Below are 17,727 nucleotides of genomic sequence, written 5' to 3' on the forward strand. Positions count from 1 at the left end.
AACTAACTCAATAAGGAAATACCATGAAAACATTACTCCTCGCTTCCAGCTTTATGCTTATCAGTACTCACACGTTTGCAGCAACGCCATCAAACACTAACATCACCAACGTAGACGCGGCCTCGAATGCGATGAATCTAACCCAATTACAACAACTAAGCGGCAGCACTCAAGATTATGATAAAGCCTATGCGAACTATCGCTTAGCCATCAGTGCCAATGTAATGGGGCAGAAAACACTCGCTAGCAGCGCACTGAGTGCAGCGCAAACCACATTAGAAGCACTCGAAACCAGCCAAGCGAATGTAGAATCCCTCGCGCTATTATCGTCGGTTTATGGCATGCAAATCGCCTTAGACAATAGCAAAGGTGCAACGCTCGGCATGAAATCCGCCAAGGCGATTGCCAGTGCCGAACAATTAGAACCACAAAATCCACGGGTAGCGCTTGTTAAAGCCATCGCCGCCTATAACACGCCAGCCATATTTGGCGGCAGCATGCAAAATGCTAAGACCTTAGCCACTACGGCCATAGAAAGATTCGCCCAGCCTTGCGACAACATTTGCTGGGGTGAAGCCGAAGCCTACACGTGGCGCGGGCTCGCTAAACAGGAATTAGGCGATAGCCAAGGCGCGATTGAAGATTGGCAACAAGCGATCAAAGTACAAGCAGATTACGGTTGGGCAAAATTTTTGCTTCAACAAAATCAGCAATTAAGTGCAAAATAGACAAAGTTGTTAACGGGGATCTATGGCGCTGACGATAGCGCCAATCCCTAAAAAGAATAAATTAAAACAGATGCCATCGGTGGGCATTCAACAACCAACTCAGTGACACAGAGGCATCATGATAAGCACTCCCCTTCAGCTCGAACGAAAACTTGCTTGGGTGTATTTGATAAACTTAGTGTTTTATCTGATCCCACTTGCCATAAATCCCTATCCAAGCTGGAAAATCGCCCTCAGTTTTGCCGTGTTAATCCCTTTTATTGCCAGTTATTTTTGGACCTATAAGTGCAATAGCCGTAGCGCCTATCTGCCCATTCTCATTATGGTGGCCATAGCAATAGCGATCACACCAATCAACCCAGGCTCTATCTCGCTATTTACCTTTGCCGCCTTCTTCATTGGCTTTTTTTATCCTCTCCGGACCTGTCTGTTGGCTATTGCAGCCCTCATCGGCCTGTTGTTTGCCCTCAATGAGATTTACCACTTTAACAGTTACTACTTTCCACTTTACGGCTCGGGATTAGTGCTCGGCGTGGGCATGTTTGGTGTCGCCGAACGCAGACGTTATCGGCATAAATTGAAAGAACAGCAAAGTGCCCAAGAAATTACCACCTTGGCCACTATGCTTGAGCGTGAACGTATCGCGCGGGATCTACACGACATTATGGGGCATAGCCTATCTTCCATCGCCCTTAAGGCTGAGCTAGCCGAAAAGCTAATCGCAAAACAAGAATATGAACTCGCATCAACCCAATTGACTGAGCTAGGACAAATTGCAAGGGAAAGTTTAAGCCAGATCCGCCACACAGTGTCAGACTACAAACACAAGGGTCTAGAGAGTTGCGTGACGCAGCTTTGTAAATCCTTAAGGGATAAAGGCTTAAGTGTCGAGCTCAGTGGTGAGCTACCCAAGCTAGGTGCAACCACAGAAAGCCAACTGAGTTTGATCCTCACCGAACTCATTAATAATATTCTTCGCCATAGCGGTGCAAGTGAATGCTCTATCCACTTTTCTAAGCAATCAGACCACCTGCAGCTCGAAGTCAAAGACAATGCCGTGGCCAAACCTTTTATAGAGGGTAATGGCCTCACTGGTATACGCGAGCGTCTCGACAGTTTAGGCGGCAGCTTGAGCTATAATCTCGAACAGGGATATACCTTTACCGTCAGTTTACCTTTGCAGGGAGCAACACATTAATGAAGATTTTATTGGCGGAAGATCAAGCTATGGTGCGAGGAGCACTCGCCGCACTCCTCACGCTTGCTGGGGGTTTTAGTATCACCCAAGCGAGTGACGGCGACGAAGCTCTAAGCTTACTCAAACAGCAAAGCTTTGATCTCTTGCTAACGGATATCGAGATGCCCGGCCGCACAGGTTTAGAGCTGGCCACATGGTTAAAGGAGCAACATAGCCAAACTAAGGTTGTGGTCATTACCACCTTCGGCCGTGCGGGCTATATTAAACGTGCCATCGAAGCGGGTGTGGGCGGCTTTCTGCTTAAAGATGCGCCCTCGGAAACCTTAGTCAACGCGATTCAACAAGTAATGGCGGGAAAACGAGTGATCGATCCTGAACTTGCGATGATGGCGATTGGCGATGTCGACCCACTCAACGACAAAGAACGCCGCGCTCTTCGCCTCGCTAGCGAAGGCAAATCCACCTCCGACATCGCCGAAACTCTTTTTATCGCCGAAGGGACTGTTCGCAACTACCTCTCAGAAGCCATAGCCAAACTCAATGCCAGTAATCGAATCGATGCAGCCCGCATTGCCAAGCAAAAAGGCTGGTTGTAATAACACTCACAGTTAACCACGCTTTCAGCCTAACGATATCTTATCAACAATTTTGTGGTCTTAAGGCCACAGAAGGATATTAGCTATGCTTCCAAACAAAATTTGATAACACCCTAATTCCCCTTGAGATTGCCTTACGCTTATTCTCTGTTAATATATGTATAAATTCACAGTGATTGAGTGCTAACGACTTGCAGCAATTGGATCTTGTTCCGATCACCGACCTCAAAGGCGTCGCCAAAAAGGTCGCGGAGAAACTCGCAAAGCTCGGCATCACAACAGTACAAGATCTGCTGTTTCACTTACCCCTGCGCTACGAAGATAGAACCCAAATCTATCCCATTGCCGCCCTAAGCCTAGGCGGTTATGGCACTATAGAAGCTGAAATCCAATCGACACAAATCATCCAAGGCCGCAAGCGCATGCTGGTCTGCAATGTGCGCGACGATACGGGCAGCTTAAGCCTGCGCTTCTTTAACTTTTCCGTTGCTCAGCGTAATGCCATGCAAAATGGTTTGATGATCCGCGCCTATGGTGAAGTGCGCCGTGGTAGTCATCAAGCTGAGATAGTGCATCCAGAATATAAAGTGGTGTATCCCGGTGAAGATGTTCACTTGAGTGATACCCTAACGCCGATTTATCCCACGACTGAGGGCTTAAAACAGGCGAGTTGGCTAAAGCTGACGGAGCAAGCCTTGGTATTGCTGGAAGAGGGTGGCTTAACTGAGCTGCTGCCACCGCAGTTGCAACCTAACAACATCAGCCTTAAACAAGCGCTGCAGACGCTACATCGCCCTCCTGCGGGGATCTCTCAGTTCGATTTAGAGCTAGGCCAACACCCAGCCCAGCAACGACTCGTGCAGGAAGAATTACTCGCCCACAATCTCAGCATGTTACGCCTAAGGCAGCGCAGTAATTTAGATGCCGCTGTCACCATGCAGGCCACGGGGCAGTTGCTCAATCCTTTCCTCGCCGCTTTGCCCTTTAAACCGACTGGCGCCCAGCAAAGAGTCGTGGCTGATATAGGCAAAGATTTAGAAAAGCCGCACCCTATGATGCGCTTAGTGCAAGGGGATGTTGGCTCGGGCAAAACCTTAGTCGCGGCGATGGCGGCATTACAAGCGATTGAAAACGGGTATCAAGTTGCCATGATGGCACCGACCGAGTTATTGGCCGAGCAACATGCAACTAACTTTGCCGCTTGGTTTGAGCCACTCGGACTTAAAGTCGGTTGGCTGGCGGGAAAACTTAAAGGCAAGGTCAGAGCGCAATCCCTTGCGGATATTGAATCCGGCGCCGCCCAGATGGTGATTGGCACCCATGCCATCTTCCAGCAGCATGTGGTCTTTAGCAAACTCGCGTTAATTATTATCGATGAGCAACACAGATTCGGCGTACACCAACGCTTAGGCCTGCGGGAAAAGGGCGTGAGCCAAGGTTTCCACCCGCATCAATTGATCATGACAGCCACACCCATTCCCCGCACGCTGGCGATGACGGCCTATGCAGATCTCGACACGTCCATTATCGATGAACTGCCGCCGGGGCGAACTCCAGTGACCACTGTGGCGATTGCTGATTTACGCCGTAACGAAGTGCTTGAACGGGTCCGCAACGCCGTCATCAGCGACCAACGTCAGGCCTATTGGGTGTGTACTCTGATTGAAGAATCCGAAGTGCTCGAATGCCAAGCCGCCGAAGACACAGCCGAAGAACTGCGCCTCGCCCTGCCCGAGCTCAATATTGGCCTAGTGCATGGCAGGTTGAAGAGCGCCGAGAAACAGCAAATCATGGCTGACTTTAAGGCTGGCATTATTCATCTACTGGTAGCGACAACCGTGATTGAAGTGGGCGTCGACGTACCTAATGCCAGCCTGATGATCATTGAAAACCCTGAACGTTTAGGTCTAGCACAGCTGCATCAACTGCGCGGACGAATCGGTCGAGGCGCCATCGCAAGCCATTGTGTGTTACTCTACAAGGCGCCGTTGAGCCATACCGCCACCCAAAGACTGAGTGTACTCAGACAAAGCAATGATGGTTTCATCATAGCGCAGAAAGATTTAGAAATTCGTGGCCCGGGTGAAGTGCTTGGCACTAAGCAGACGGGACTGGCTGAGCTCAAAATTGCCGATCTGGTGCGCGATCAAGCTTTGATCCCACACATTCAGAAATTAGCGAGCCATGTAATGGCGCAAGCTCCCGAAAAAGTCGATGCAATTATTTTACGTTGGCTCGGGCACAGACAGCACTATGTGCAGGCTTAAGCCGTAAATATTAAAGGGTAAAGAACGAGGCGTAACATCAGCCTTTACTCGAAATAAATTGTTTATGTTCAGCTAAGCGCTATAGACAAGCGCATGGAAACTTGCAAAATGAACCTGCGGCCTTCAAATAGCCCGCTCTTGCACTTTAATGTTAGCTGCATGTATTCACCAAGTTACCTTGACACTCAAGCGAAGGATGTAAAATGCAAGTTAATCAAGATGATAGAATAACACCTCAAGAGACGTCTTCTAGCAGCAATCGCTTTGCGCTTTTTGCGATAGTGCTCGTCGTGCTACTTTCTGCCGGAGGATATTATTACTACAGCGGTGATTCTGACTCACCTAAACTCATTCCTAACGCCCCTATTGTATTGCCTGAAACACCGCCATCTGAACCTATGACGCTCGAAAGTGCGCCAGAGCCTGAAACCACTGAGACGACGCCTGCCGTTACAGAAACGAACACCAATAGCACTGAAACCACTGCAGTGGCAGAGCCTGAAGTTGTCGTAGAACCTGTGCCTGTGCTGGCTGAAAGTGATGCATTTGTGCAACAAAAAGCCCTCGCCATGATCAATAACAATGTGTTGAGTTCTTCATTAGTGCAGCAAGATCTCGTCCGCCAATTTGTGGTATTCGTGGATAACCTAGCTCAGGGTGAATTAACCCGTAAAGTTAGCCCACTTAAAGGACCAGAGAAGCTGTTCTCAGTCTCAGAAATCACCAACAAAGTGTATTTAAATCCTGAGGGGTTCCACAGATACGACGCCTATGTTGACTCGATTGCCAAAATGGACGAACAGAGCTTAATCACAACTTACAAGCAACTGACGCCGCTCCTAGAGGAAGCCTTTACCGAACTCGGCTACAGCAACGCCAAATTTAACGACAGAATGCTGCAAGCGATTAAAATGTTACTCGCAGCACCTATTATTGAAGATCCGATTGAGCTGAATTCAATTAGCGTTAACTATCAATTCGTTGACCCTAACTTAGAGGCATTACCCAGTGCACAAAAACTGTTGATCCGTATGGGTCCAGAAAATACTCGCAAGTTGAAAGTAGCGCTGCGTAAAATCGAGAATCAATTGTCGCAATAGGTTATCAAGCTCATGCCAAAAGGCGCTCAGTGCGCCTTTTTTCATTTTAACCTGTAAGTTAAAGTGTCTGCGAAATCAGATAGCCACTGCGATATTTGTTACTCAATGTCGAATAAGTGCTGCAAATCACAGCACTTGATCCCATTCCGTTAACCCGCACAATGCAAATGGCTTCATAAAAAGAAGGGGCATAGTGTAGAATGACCACGCTGTAGAGGGCATTTCGAGCGTCATTCTTCTAACGCGTATACTCCTCACTATGGTATGACAATCCATTAATGTTCTAACTTAGTTAGGGATAACTAAGACAGCTTAAATTTAGTGTCGAGGCAAAGTAGTGCAACTAACATTCAGCATTCTCTCTTGGGGCGCTTGGGCCCCCCAATATCAGCACCATCAAAGTTGGCAAACTTGGTGCGAGAGTTCGGCTGAGCTCAATCTCGATACGCCACAACAGTCGGATACCACCGCTCCCGCACTCAAACAAATTCCCGCCATGCAGCGCCGCCGTTTTAGTCGCTTGACTAAGATGATGTTAGAGGTGAGTTTTCAGTGCGAAATGCCTGCAAATTGTCGCTCTATTTTTGCATCGCGCCATGGAGAGTTGCAGCGCACCATTGGCCTGCTCGAAGACATTATCGCCAAACAGCCCTTATCGCCCTTAGGTTTTAGTCAGTCAGTGCACAACACCGCCAGCGGCATTTTTGGCATAGTGGCGGCCAATACCGCGCCTTCAACCTCAGTTGCGGCGGGCACAGAAACCCTGTCCCAAGCTATGGTCGAAGCCTTCGCCCAATTACATCAATCGCCAGAACCATTGTTATTGGTGTTCGGTGATGATCCAGTGCCTCCTGTGTACGATGAGTTTACCCAAGAATTTGAATTACCTTTGGCCCTAGGCCTACAGCTCGCGCCCTTCGATACACCCGCTTCGGCCAAGCTCACGGTGAGCCGCATTTCTAAAGCAACAGCTTTAAATCCGCTGACCTATGGTGCATTTATCCACGCCCTAGCGACGGCGCAAAATATTTCAGGCTGCTTATCCCAATGGCATTGGAGACTTGAGCATGTTTGATGCAGCCCACAGCAATGACGCCGCTAAGGGCCATGAAGATTCAATGCTCAATGCCGCTTATACCTTGCCGGAAACTCGCCGCGAAGGGCTGAATTATGTGCCACGTTGGCTAGGCGGTGTAAGTTGTTATATCGCCTTTGGCTTAGGCGGCTTATTAAGCTCCTTGACCATTTTACCTTTGCTGCGTTTTTGGCCAGGCACACCAGAGGCGCGGATTATTCGGGTACAAAAGGCCGTGCATTTAATGTTCAAAGGCTTTGTCGCCATGCTCACTTGGGCAGGTGTGATTAAGGTCAGCAGCCACGATGCCCAAAAATTACATGATGCCAGAGGCGTTATCGTCATTGCCAATCACCCCAGTTTAGTGGATGTGGTGGTATTGATAAGTCTCATGCCCAATGCGGGCTGTATAGTCAAACAAGCTTTGTGGCGTAATCCATTTTTGCGTGGTGTGGTGTCCTGCGCGGGTTATATTCCCAATCGCGGCGCCGAACTCATGCTAGAGGATTGCCGCGAAGTGCTCGCAAGAGGCACCAATTTAATTATCTTCCCCGAGGGCACGCGTACGGTGGTCGGTGCGACCATTAACCACTTTGCCCGCGGCGCTGCCAATATAGCCTTAAGGGCCGAAGCGGATATTTTACCTGTGGTGCTACGTACCAATGTGCGTGGTTTGACAAAGGAGCAACCTTGGTATGAAATCCCAAGGCAAACCATGGGAATGGCCGTTGAAATCGGCACAATCGTTTCTTACCAGAAGTACCAAGCGGCTTTAGGTGAGCATGCAAAAATGGCCCGGCAGCTGACGCGGGATCTTGAACATTACTATAAACAACAACTCGAAAATAATTATGAACTTAAACAATGAAATAAAGCAGTTAATCATCGACTGTCTCGATCTAGAAGACGTCAGCATTGATGATATTGAAACCGATGCACCGCTATTTGGCGAAGGTTTAGGCTTAGATTCTATCGACGCCCTCGAGCTCGGCTTAGCCATCAAGAAAAAATTTGATGTCAAAATCGAAGCCAATTCGGATGCCACTAAGGCCCATTTCCACAGTGTTGCCAGCTTAGCTCGGTTTATCGAATCACAGCGTCCATAGGAGAGGAATATGCAAAATCGTGAACAAATCCTCGCTATGCTGACCACTATTTTAGTGGACGAATTCGAAATTGATGCCGAGGCGATTACGCCTGAGGCCAACCTGTATGAAGAGCTCGATCTCGACAGTATTGATGCAGTCGACTTAGTGATAAAACTGCAGCAACTGACGGGTAAAAAGATCCAACCTGATGAATTTAAATCAGTTCGCACAATCAACGATGTGATTAATGCTATCGAAGGTTTAGTTAAAACCTAATGCGATCCTTGCTACAGGTCTTAACCGCCCTAACTTTGCTGGCCTACCCCGTTGCCGTGTATTTAGGGCTCAGTTACTTGCCTGCTGGCACCATAGCGCTCGTGCTGTGTTTATTGCTGATAGTGCGGCTAATGCTACAAAAGCAAAGGGTTAAGACATTAGTTTTACCACTATTGGTGGGGATTGTGCTCACGGCTGGCAGTTATCTTGCCAAGCGCAGTGACTGGCTGCTGTATTACCCAGTAGTGATAAATCTCACTATGCTGGCGCTGTTCAGTTATTCGCTGCACACTGGCCCTAGCATGATCGAGCGTTTAGCCCGTTTGAAAGAACCCGATTTACCGGATGAAGCCACTGGGTATCTTAAAAAAGTCACGTTACTTTGGTGCGGCTTATTTATCTTCAATGGCACTATGGCGGCTTACACCGCTGGCTTTACTAGCTTAGCAACCTGGACCTTGTATAACGGTTTGATTGCATACGTACTCATGGGACTGCTCCTCGGTGGGGAATGGTTATATCGCAGCTTTTGGTTGAAGAAAACATGACACAGCTACTCAAAAACTGGTTAACCCAAGGGCCCTTTGCCCAACAACTGATCAGCTTTAATCACCACGACATAGTCACAGGTGCATTATTTACCAATCAGGTGGCGTATTTTTACGAGCAACTGCTGGCCGCGCCAGAGAAAAAATGGCTGCTCGCGAGTGATACCAGCGATCTGTTTGCTGTGGGTTTATGTGCGGCGCTGTTAGCAGGCAAGGAAATTATCCTGCCAGCCAACACCCAAACCGGCACCTTGAGCGAGCTAACCCACCAGTTTGAAGGTATCTTGTCGGACAAGCCCTTGTGCGAAAGTCAGGCCTTTATCCTGCTGAAAAAAGAGCTGAGCCTACCGAGTCAAACCTGGCCCGCGAGCGAAAACCTAGGCGAGCTAGTGCTCTTTACCTCGGGCAGCAGCGGCGAACCTAAGGCGATCCGCAAAACATTAAGGCAGCTAGATGTCGAAGTCTCAGTGCTCGAACAGACTTTTGCCGAACATTTGCCCCATTGCAGTGTGGTATCCACGGTTTCCCACCAGCATATTTACGGCCTGTTATTTAAGATTTTGTGGCCGCTCGCCGCCAGTCGGCCGTTTTTAAGCGAGCAAATTGAATACCCAGAAACCTTAAGCTATTACACTGCCTTACTGCCAAACCTGTGTTTGATCAGTAGCCCAGCCCAGTTATCGCGCTTGCCTAAAGCCTTAGAACACGAACGCCAACTGCGCTCACCTAGCTTAGTGTTTAGCTCTGGCGGGCCCTTAAGTTTTGCGGCGGCTCAAGGGATCAGCCAATGCTATGGTCACTTGCCCATCGAAATTTTTGGTAGCACAGAAACGGGCGGCATCGCCTATCGCCGTCAGCATGAGGCCGATGAACCTTGGCAAGTGTTTGACAGAATATCGATAGATCAAGATCCTAGCGACGGAGCCTTGCTACTTAAATCACCCTATTTAGCCGACGATGAATGGTTGCGCTGCGAAGATAAAATCGAACCGACCGAAAATGGCCAGTTTAGACTCAAGGGCCGACTCGATCGCATCGTTAAGATTGAAGAGAAACGCCTGTCACTGGCGCAAATGGAAACGCTGTTAGGCAGTCACGCCTATGTTGAGCAAGCGGCACTTGTCGTATTGCCGCAGTTTAAATCCCAACTGGGCGCGGTAGTGACCCTCTCCGCACTTGGCCGCAGTGTGCATCAAGAGCAGGGAAAACTCAGTATCAACAATGCGTTAAAAGCACATTTACTGACGCAATTTGAGCGAGTCACCCTGCCACGCCGCTGGCGTTATCCCGATATTTTGCCGCTTAACACTCAGGGTAAGCGTGTCACTGCCCAGTTAGTCGAGTTATTTGATCATGATTAAATCGAGTTTACCGCCGATCCTGCATTCCAATATCGGCATGGATAACATTGAATTACGTCTGTTAGTGGCGGCCGACCTTGAATCTTTTAAAGGACATTTTCCCGAGCAAGCCGTACTGCCAGGCGTGACGCAATTAGATTGGGCGGTGCGTTTAGGCTGCCAATATTTCGGCTATTGCGAAGCCGTAGCCAACTTAGAAGTGCTTAAGTTTCAGCAACTCATACTGCCGGGGCAAGAAGTCACCTTAAGCATTAGCAACAATGCGGCTAAGGGGAAACTCACCTTCGCCTATAGCGATGGTGAAAACCGCTACGCGTCAGGTCGTATCGCCTTCGATATCTCGCCAGTTAACAGCAGCGATGGGGCGAGCCAGTGCTAACACCTCCCAGCGACTTAGTTGAGTCGGCGCCCATTAAGCTCGCCTTAGTGATCCCCAATTACAATCACAGTGCCGCAATTGCCCAGACCTTGGCCGAACTAGCCCAATTTAATCTGCCCTGTTATTTGATTGATGATGGCAGCAATGACGAAACCCGTTATCTACTGCAATCCTTAGCCCAAACCTATCCTTGGGTGACTTTGCTGCTGCATCCTTACAACCGTGGTAAAGGCGCTGCTGTGATGACGGGCCTACGCCGAGCCTACCGCGATGGCTTTAGTCATGCACTGCAGGTCGATGCCGATGGTCAACACAATCTGGCCGATATTCCAGCTATGGTAGCAAGGGCGCAGGCTAAACCCGATGCGCTGATTTCAGGCAAACCCGAGTACGATGAATCCGTGCCTAAGGGCAGGCTTTATGGCCGTTATATCACCCATTTTTGGGTGTGGGTCGAAACCTTAAGCTTTGATATTCAAGATTCTATGTGTGGCTTTCGCATTTATCCCCTCGCCGCCACCGAGCGATTACTGTGCCAGCAAGAATTAACGGAGCGAATGGATTTTGATATTGAAATCCTCGTCAAACTCTACTGGCAAGGGGTGGAAATTTTATTCCAGCCGACGAAGGTGATTTATCCCGAAGGCGGCGTCAGTCACTTTCAAGGTGTGGCCGACAATGTGCGCATCACTAAACTACATACCAAGTTGTTTTTCGGCATGCTCAAACGCCTGCCTTGGCTGTTGCAGCGAAAGCCGTTGCGACAAGCCGCGCAAAACTCCCATTGCTCGTCAGCAACATCATCGACTTCAGCCACCCATTGGTCGGGCATGAAGGAGCGCGGCAGTTACTGGGGCATAAAACTGTTAGCCGAGAGCTATCGTATTGGCGGCCATTGGTTGTGCCGCGCCATTATGTATCCGGTGATTTGCTATTTCTTTCTCACAGGCAAAGTCACCCGTAACGCCTCGTTAGACTTCCTGCGCCGCGTGCAAACGCTTGAGCCGCAACATCCTAAGCTCAATCAGCCCATAGGCTGGCGCGATAGCCTGAATCACTTTTTAGCCTTTGGCAATGCCGCACTCGATAGAATCGATGCCTGGTGCGATCGCATCCAATTGAGCCAAGTGGATTTCCCCGATCGCCAACTGCTGGCAGGTCAACTCGAAAGCGGTAAAGGCGCCGTGTTATTAGTGTCGCACCTCGGTAATTTAGAGCTCTGCCGCGCCATTTCGGTCCACCAGCGCAAGGTCAAAGTAAACGTCATGGTGTTAACGAGCCATGCTGAAAATTTCAATAAGGTACTCAAACAGTTAAACCCTGATAGCACGCTTAATCTTATTCAAGTGACCGAGCTTAACCCCGCGACGTCTATGCTGTTGCAGCAAAAGATAGAAGCCGGTGAACTGGTGGTGATCGCGGGCGATAGAACCTCGCCGAATACCCAAGGTCGCGTCATGTATGCGCCCTTTATGGGGCAAGACGCAGCGTTTCCCCAAGGGCCGTTTATTTTGGCAGGCTTACTCGATTGCCCTGTATTTTTAATGTTTTGCCTGCGGGAACAGGGCCGTTATCGGGTGCATTTAGAGCACTTCGCCGAAACACTTAAAGGCCCAAGGGCGGGCAGAATGGACAGATTACAGCAGGCGGTAAATCGCTACAGCGAGCGTTTAGAATACTTTGCCAGACGCGAGCCTTTGCAATGGTTTAACTTCTTCGATTTCTGGCGTAAAGACAGCGAGTTAGAACGCGCATCAACCAATTCAGTACAAGCCGATGCTGTAACAACAGAATCAGCATCACAGCAGATCCCAGTGCAGGATCATAAGACAGACAGGACTAGTCATTCATGAGCCACACCCAAGCCGCCGACTCAAAGAATCAATCAGACTTAAAGACTGTTGAGTTCGGCCGTCAATTTCTTACATTAGAACAAGTGGTTGCCGTCGCCAAGGGCGCACCAGTCAAGCTCTGTGATGCTGCGGATTATCAAGAATATATACAAAAAGGTGCGCGCTTTATCGATAGCCTGCTGCACGAAGAAGGCGTGGTTTATGGTGTAACAACTGGTTATGGCGACTCTTGCACAGTCAATGTGAGCTTAGATCTGGTCCACGAATTGCCACTACATTTAACCCGCTTCCACGGCTGCGGTTTAGGCGAGACCTTAAGCATAATGCAGGCCCGCGCTATGATGGCTTGCCGCTTAAACTCCTTAGCTATTGGCAAATCTGGCGTGACCTATGAGCTATTAAAGCGCATCGAAACTTTGCTCAATCTCAACATAGTCCCTGTAATCCCAGAGGAAGGTTCGGTCGGTGCCAGCGGCGACTTAACGCCGCTGTCATATTTAGCCGCCGTGTTAGTCGGTGAGCGTGAAGTAATCTACCAAGGTGAACGCCAAGCGACTCAAGATGTCTATGCTAAGCTCAACATCACCCCGCATGTCCTGCGCCCAAAAGAAGGCTTAGCCCTGATGAACGGCACGGCTGTGATGACGGCCTTGGCCTGTTTAGCCTTCGATCGCGCCCAATATCTTGCCCGCTTAAGTAGCCGCATTACCGCTATGGCTTCGTTAACGCTGAAGGGCAACTCGAACCATTTTGATGAAATCTTATTTGCCGCTAAACCGCATCCGGGACAAAACCAAATCGCCACTTGGATACGGGAAGATTTAAATCACCACGAACATCCGCGCAATTCGGACAGGCTGCAGGACAGATATTCCATCCGCTGCGCACCGCACATTATCGGCGTGTTGCAGGATGCGCTGCCGTTTATGCGTCAGTTTATCGAAACCGAAGTCAACAGCGCCAACGACAACCCGATTGTCGACGGCGAAGGCGAGCATATTCTCCACGGTGGCCATTTTTACGGCGGCCATATCGCCTTTGCGATGGATTCACTGAAAAATACTGTGGCTAACTTAGCCGATCTTATCGATCGCCAAATGGCACTGGTAATGGACCCTAAGTTTAATAATGGCTTACCCGCTAACTTATCCGGCTCAACCGGCCCGCGCCGCGCGATTAATCATGGCTTTAAAGCGGTGCAAATTGGGGTATCGGCGTGGACAGCAGAAGCGCTCAAGCACACTATGCCCGCCAGCGTGTTCTCGCGCTCGACCGAATGCCACAACCAAGACAAGGTGAGCATGGGCACCATTGCCGCCCGCGACTGTATGCGCGTGCTGCAATTGACCGAACAAGTCGCGGCGGCAGCCCTGCTCGCCATGACCCAAGGTATTGGTTTACGTATCGCCCAAAATGAACTGGACGAAGCCTCGCTCACCCCTTCATTGGCGAAAACCCTCGCTCAAGTGCGCGGTGATTTTGAGACCTTAATCGAAGACCGACCGCTTGAAGCCGTGCTGCGCCAAACCATAGCTAAAATCCAAGCGGGCGAATGGGAAGTGTGCCGATGAAATCATTGCTCACTATCGATATGGAAATGCAAATCCCCTTCCACGATGTGGATTCCATGGGGATCACTTGGCATGGCAATTACCTGCGTTATTTCGAGATTGCTCGCTGCAAACTGCTCGATGAGCTGGGCTATAACTACCGCCAAATGCAAGCATCTAACTATGCGTGGCCTATTATCGATTTGCAGATTAAATACGTCAAAGCCAGCACCTTCGAGCAAAAAATCACAGTGCGCGCCGAGTTAGTCGAGTGGGAAAACCGCTTAAAGATCAATTATCAAATTCGCGACGTTGAAACGGGTGCGCGCATCACTAAGGGTTATACCATTCAGGCAGCGGTCGATATGAGCACCCAAGAATTGTGCTTTGTCACCCCAGAGGTGTTCCGTGACAAAATAACCATCCTGCTCGCTAAGGTTGAAGACTAATGAACTCAGTACTCGCGAAGAGCTCTGCGCTGACAAAGAATCCTGTGCTGGCAAAGTGTGCATTACTCCTCTGCCTTGCTTGCGGCTTGGCTTGTGCTTTGATAACCCTGCCACTCAAGGCAGAAACCTTAGCAGAGCCCGGCGCTTATCAAACACTCTTTAGCCAAAGTGCGGATACCGCGCAGCTTGTCGCCCTGAGCCAAAAGCTTAACTTGGGCAAAACGGTGCGAGGCCAGTTTGTGCAATCTCGGCAACTAAAGGTGCTCAAAAAGCCGTTAATCAGCCAAGGTCAGTTTATCTTCGATCAGACCCAAGGGCTGTTCTGGCAACAGATAAAGCCCTTCGAATCCCTGCTGATTTTAAAAGATAAGCAGCTTATTCAGCGCGATAGCCAAGGTCGAGTCCAAGTCAGCAAGGCCGATGCCTCGGCGAGCGCAGCCGCTATGGGAGACGTATTGCCCAGCCTAGTGCGCGCTATGCTCGGCGGTGATATTTCCGGTTTAAGCGAAAACTTCGAGCTGCACTTTCTCATCACAGATAGGTTAAAAATAGAAGGCTTGAGCACAGACGGTCAATGGCAATTAGGCCTAACGCCCAAAGATCCCTTAATGAAAAAAGCCATCGCCAATATGGTGTTAGAGGGGAGCGATGTGTTGCAATCCTTAGTGCTGCTGAGCGCGGCGCCGAGTGTGGCACAACAGGATATGACCCGCATCGACTTTAGTGCGCTTTCCCAAGGTAAACTCAGCGAAACCGAATTGACGCAGTATGCTGTGGCGATAGAGGCGAATAAACCTTAACCATGGCCGCCAATTTCACCGCGCGCGCCAATCAAGCGCTAATACAATCATCCCCTAAATGGCGCCTCGCCATTTGGTTGCTATTGATGCTGTCTGCTAGTCTATGGACGTTGCAACTTTGGCAAAACGGCGCAAGGGTGCAGAGCGATATTCTCGCCATGCTGCCCCATTTACAGCAGGACAAACTCACAGAACGCGCCCTTAACCAAGTTGAAGCGACACTCGCCGATCAAGTCTATATGGCGCTCGTCGCCAAGGATGAAACCACGGCAATCGCTGCGGCTAAGCTGTTGATGCAAAAGCTTGAAACTGACCTTGTTGCTACTGGCAAAAATGCAGCACTCACAGATATTCGCAGCGCAGATATGCAGCTCGGTGAAGCCTTGGGGCAATATTATTTCCCCCACAGATTTAAATTACTGACAGCGCCACAAGCTGAGGCGTTAGCAACGAAAGACATTGGAAATCTGATTGAAGCGGCCACAGCGCAGCTTTACAACGCCTTTAGTTACGCCAATAGCAACTTGCTTGCCCAAGATCCGCTGCTGTTATTCCCCGCCAATTTACTCGCCCTCGCGCCGAGTTCAAAAGTCAGGGTCAGTCAAGGTATTCTGCTGGCTAATCAAGGCGATAATGTCGCTGCGGTTGTTATGGCAAAGGGCCAAGAAAGTGCTTTTAATCCCAATGCGCAATTGGCGCAGATGACGGCATTAGCCCTAGGATTGGATGCGGTTAAACAAAGCTATCCAGATATTACCCTGCTTAAGGCTGGTGCCCTGTTTCACGCGATTGCGGCGACCCAAACGGCTAAGAGTGAAATCTCGATCCTCGGTCTTGCATCCTTACTTGGGGTAATAGCTTTAGTCTGGCTGGCGTTTCGCTCAATGATGCCGCTACTGTTGGCAATCGTTACCATTTCCAGCGGGCTGTTGCTGGCAGTGACTTTTACCTTAAGCGTGTTTGGCGAGCTGCATTTACTCACCTTAGTATTTGGCACTAGCTTAATTGGCATTGCCATCGACTACAGCTTTCATTTTTACTGCGAGCGCTTAAGCGATACCGAACGGAGCGCTCAGGCGACGGTCGCGTATATCTTCCCCACAGTGACACTTGCCTTTATCACCAGTGCGTTAGCTTATGTGGGCATAGGTTTAGCGCCGTTTCCAGGAATGCAGCAAGTGGCGATTTTCTGCGCCGCGGGGCTGCTCGGGGCTTATCTCACCCTCATTCTCGCCTACCCACTGTTAGCGGGAAGTCGTTTGCCATCTGGCTCCCGCCCATTAGCGTTAGCGGGGAAGTACCTTGCCAACCTCACTCAGTTATCCAACAGATTGACCACGCCTTTAGGCATGAGCATGTTTGCTTTAGTGATAGTAATGTGGTGTCTGGTTGGCGTAACCAAGTTAACCGTCGATGACGATATTCGTCATTTACAGCAAAGCCCTGCAAGCGTAACTGAGCCAGAAAACCAGCTACGCCAGTTACTCAGTGGTGGCACAGACAATCAATTCTTATTGGTACGCGCACCGAGCGAAGAAGCGTTGCTGCAGCAGCTTGAGCGAGTGTCACCCATGCTCAATGCCGCTATCGCTAACCAAGAGTTAGGCAACTATGTGAGCCTCAGCCGGTATCTGCCCAGCCATCAAAGGCAAGACACGGCTTATCGCTTACAGGGTGAAATCTATCAAACTCAGATAGATACTGTGCTCACAAGCCTTGGGTTGGATGAGAACTTAAAGCCAGAGCTGCAAGCAAGCTACTTAGCAGCTAAAGAGCAATATATCAGTCCAGCAGATTTCTTTACGCAAGAGGCAGGCAAGCAACTCGCACCGCTGTGGCTAGCACCAAATGGCAAGGCCACCGACTATGACGTTCTAAATGATGGGGCGAGCGCTGAGTATGGTGCAATTGTCTTGCTTGGCGGCATTAAACAGCTCGACGCGCTCAAGGCGCGCTTTGCCAATGATCAAAGCGTACAACTTATCGATAAAGTCGCGGATATCTCCGCCGTCATGGGCCATTACCGACTGTTAACCCTAAAGCTGTTAGCGCTCGCACTTGGTATCGCACTCTTGTTGTTTAGCCTGAATTTTGGCATTAAAAAAGCCACGGTTGTGGTTGCCGTTCCAGCCCTTGCGGCCTTGCTAACGCTTGCAACCTTAGGCTTAACAGGCTCGCCGCTGAGTCTGTTCCATGCACTCGCGCTCATTTTAGTTTTCGGGATTGGGATAGACTACAGCTTGTTCTTTGCCTCTGCTCAAAACCACGGCAAGGCAGTGATGATGGCGGTATTTATGTCCGCCTGCTCGACCCTATTAGCCTTTGGTTTACTCGCCTTTAGCCAGACCCAAGCGATTCATTATTTTGGTTTAACCCTGTCACTAGGTATAGGTTTAACCTTTTTACTTTCGCCACTGATTTTAACGACTAAAAAGTCCTGATAACGACAAGGAACGTAC

Annotated in this window: 17 protein-coding genes; all 17 read left to right on the forward strand. The window is 49.6% G+C overall.

The features are described from left to right. Positions 1-23: 23 nt before the first annotated feature. Positions 24-728, forward strand: a complete 705-nt coding sequence (locus L5M49_RS16965) for a tetratricopeptide repeat protein (protein WP_263266494.1) — start codon at positions 24-26, stop codon at positions 726-728. 118 nt (positions 729-846) lie between these two features. Next, on the forward strand, positions 847-1,926 hold the full coding sequence (locus L5M49_RS16970) for a sensor histidine kinase (protein WP_263266495.1): 1,080 nt from the start codon (positions 847-849) through the stop codon (positions 1,924-1,926). After that, positions 1,926-2,522, forward strand: coding sequence for a response regulator transcription factor (locus L5M49_RS16975; RefSeq protein WP_198572537.1), 597 nt, complete (start codon positions 1,926-1,928; stop codon positions 2,520-2,522). The genes L5M49_RS16970 and L5M49_RS16975 overlap by 1 nt, the downstream gene beginning before the upstream one ends. Positions 2,523-2,713: 191 nt before the next feature. Next, the gene (recG, locus tag L5M49_RS16980) at positions 2,714-4,789 is read left to right on the forward strand and encodes an ATP-dependent DNA helicase RecG (protein ID WP_263266496.1); all 2,076 of its coding nucleotides are present in this window, start codon (positions 2,714-2,716) and stop codon (positions 4,787-4,789) included. Between the two features lie 203 nt (positions 4,790-4,992). Continuing rightward, a complete protein-coding gene (locus L5M49_RS16985) occupies positions 4,993-5,889 on the forward strand; it encodes a DUF3014 domain-containing protein (RefSeq protein WP_219255063.1) in 897 nt (298 codons plus the stop codon). Positions 5,890-6,226: 337 nt separating this feature from the next. Then, positions 6,227-6,964 carry a beta-ketoacyl synthase chain length factor gene (locus tag L5M49_RS16990; RefSeq protein WP_263266497.1) on the forward strand — a complete coding sequence of 246 codons (738 nt, stop codon included), beginning with the start codon at positions 6,227-6,229 and terminating at the stop codon, positions 6,962-6,964. Further along, positions 6,957-7,832, forward strand: coding sequence for a lysophospholipid acyltransferase family protein (locus L5M49_RS16995; RefSeq protein WP_263266498.1), 876 nt, complete (start codon positions 6,957-6,959; stop codon positions 7,830-7,832). The genes L5M49_RS16990 and L5M49_RS16995 overlap by 8 nt, the downstream gene beginning before the upstream one ends. Continuing rightward, on the forward strand, positions 7,816-8,070 hold the full coding sequence (locus L5M49_RS17000) for a phosphopantetheine-binding protein (RefSeq protein WP_011787697.1): 255 nt from the start codon (positions 7,816-7,818) through the stop codon (positions 8,068-8,070). Before L5M49_RS16995 ends, L5M49_RS17000 begins: the two co-directional genes overlap by 17 nt. A 9-nt stretch (positions 8,071-8,079) precedes the next feature. After that, positions 8,080-8,328 carry an acyl carrier protein gene (locus L5M49_RS17005; RefSeq protein WP_011787696.1) on the forward strand — a complete coding sequence of 83 codons (249 nt, stop codon included), beginning with the start codon at positions 8,080-8,082 and terminating at the stop codon, positions 8,326-8,328. Further along, positions 8,328-8,876 (forward strand): hypothetical protein, encoded by a 549-nt coding sequence (locus L5M49_RS17010; RefSeq protein ID WP_263266499.1) that lies wholly within the window; start codon positions 8,328-8,330, stop codon positions 8,874-8,876. The genes L5M49_RS17005 and L5M49_RS17010 overlap by 1 nt, the downstream gene beginning before the upstream one ends. Then, positions 8,873-10,237 (forward strand): AMP-binding protein, encoded by a 1,365-nt coding sequence (locus L5M49_RS17015; protein ID WP_263266500.1) that lies wholly within the window; start codon positions 8,873-8,875, stop codon positions 10,235-10,237. Before L5M49_RS17010 ends, L5M49_RS17015 begins: the two co-directional genes overlap by 4 nt. Further along, the gene (locus L5M49_RS17020) at positions 10,230-10,616 is read left to right on the forward strand and encodes a thioester dehydrase (RefSeq protein WP_173242763.1); all 387 of its coding nucleotides are present in this window, start codon (positions 10,230-10,232) and stop codon (positions 10,614-10,616) included. The genes L5M49_RS17015 and L5M49_RS17020 overlap by 8 nt, the downstream gene beginning before the upstream one ends. Then, complete coding sequence (locus tag L5M49_RS17025; protein ID WP_263266501.1) at positions 10,610-12,469, forward strand: glycosyltransferase family 2 protein; 1,860 nt, start codon at positions 10,610-10,612, stop codon at positions 12,467-12,469. The genes L5M49_RS17020 and L5M49_RS17025 overlap by 7 nt, the downstream gene beginning before the upstream one ends. Beyond that, a complete protein-coding gene (gene hutH / locus L5M49_RS17030; RefSeq protein ID WP_263266502.1) occupies positions 12,466-14,040 on the forward strand; it encodes a histidine ammonia-lyase in 1,575 nt (524 codons plus the stop codon). Before L5M49_RS17025 ends, hutH begins: the two co-directional genes overlap by 4 nt. Then, a complete protein-coding gene (locus L5M49_RS17035; RefSeq protein ID WP_263266503.1) occupies positions 14,037-14,468 on the forward strand; it encodes an acyl-CoA thioesterase in 432 nt (143 codons plus the stop codon). Before hutH ends, L5M49_RS17035 begins: the two co-directional genes overlap by 4 nt. Further along, positions 14,468-15,268, forward strand: coding sequence for an outer membrane lipoprotein carrier protein LolA (locus tag L5M49_RS17040; RefSeq protein WP_263266504.1), 801 nt, complete (start codon positions 14,468-14,470; stop codon positions 15,266-15,268). The genes L5M49_RS17035 and L5M49_RS17040 overlap by 1 nt, the downstream gene beginning before the upstream one ends. A 2-nt stretch (positions 15,269-15,270) precedes the next feature. Continuing rightward, positions 15,271-17,709, forward strand: a complete 2,439-nt coding sequence (locus tag L5M49_RS17045; RefSeq protein WP_263266505.1) for an MMPL family transporter — start codon at positions 15,271-15,273, stop codon at positions 17,707-17,709. Positions 17,710-17,727 lie beyond the last annotated feature (18 nt).

The sequence above is a fragment of the Shewanella sp. SM74 genome, from assembly GCF_025653725.1.
Classification (GTDB): domain Bacteria; phylum Pseudomonadota; class Gammaproteobacteria; order Enterobacterales; family Shewanellaceae; genus Shewanella; species Shewanella oncorhynchi.

Excerpts from the sequence above, each read along its gene's own strand:
- L5M49_RS16995 (WP_263266498.1), top strand. The coding sequence starts at position 6,957 with ATGTTTGATGCAGCCCACAGCAATGACGCCGCTAAGGGCCATGAAGAT.
- L5M49_RS17045 (WP_263266505.1), top strand. The coding sequence starts at position 15,271 with ATGGCCGCCAATTTCACCGCGCGCGCCAATCAAGCGCTAATACAATCA.
- L5M49_RS16975 (WP_198572537.1), top strand. The coding sequence starts at position 1,926 with ATGAAGATTTTATTGGCGGAAGATCAAGCTATGGTGCGAGGAGCACTC.
- L5M49_RS17010 (WP_263266499.1), top strand. The coding sequence starts at position 8,328 with ATGCGATCCTTGCTACAGGTCTTAACCGCCCTAACTTTGCTGGCCTAC.
- L5M49_RS17005 (WP_011787696.1), top strand. The coding sequence starts at position 8,080 with ATGCAAAATCGTGAACAAATCCTCGCTATGCTGACCACTATTTTAGTG.
- L5M49_RS17040 (WP_263266504.1), top strand. The coding sequence starts at position 14,468 with ATGAACTCAGTACTCGCGAAGAGCTCTGCGCTGACAAAGAATCCTGTG.
- L5M49_RS17015 (WP_263266500.1), top strand. The coding sequence starts at position 8,873 with ATGACACAGCTACTCAAAAACTGGTTAACCCAAGGGCCCTTTGCCCAA.
- L5M49_RS17035 (WP_263266503.1), top strand. The coding sequence starts at position 14,037 with ATGAAATCATTGCTCACTATCGATATGGAAATGCAAATCCCCTTCCAC.
- L5M49_RS16965 (WP_263266494.1), top strand. The coding sequence starts at position 24 with ATGAAAACATTACTCCTCGCTTCCAGCTTTATGCTTATCAGTACTCAC.
- hutH (WP_263266502.1), top strand. The coding sequence starts at position 12,466 with ATGAGCCACACCCAAGCCGCCGACTCAAAGAATCAATCAGACTTAAAG.
- L5M49_RS16985 (WP_219255063.1), top strand. The coding sequence starts at position 4,993 with ATGCAAGTTAATCAAGATGATAGAATAACACCTCAAGAGACGTCTTCT.
- L5M49_RS17000 (WP_011787697.1), top strand. The coding sequence starts at position 7,816 with ATGAACTTAAACAATGAAATAAAGCAGTTAATCATCGACTGTCTCGAT.
- L5M49_RS17020 (WP_173242763.1), top strand. The coding sequence starts at position 10,230 with ATGATTAAATCGAGTTTACCGCCGATCCTGCATTCCAATATCGGCATG.
- L5M49_RS16970 (WP_263266495.1), top strand. The coding sequence starts at position 847 with ATGATAAGCACTCCCCTTCAGCTCGAACGAAAACTTGCTTGGGTGTAT.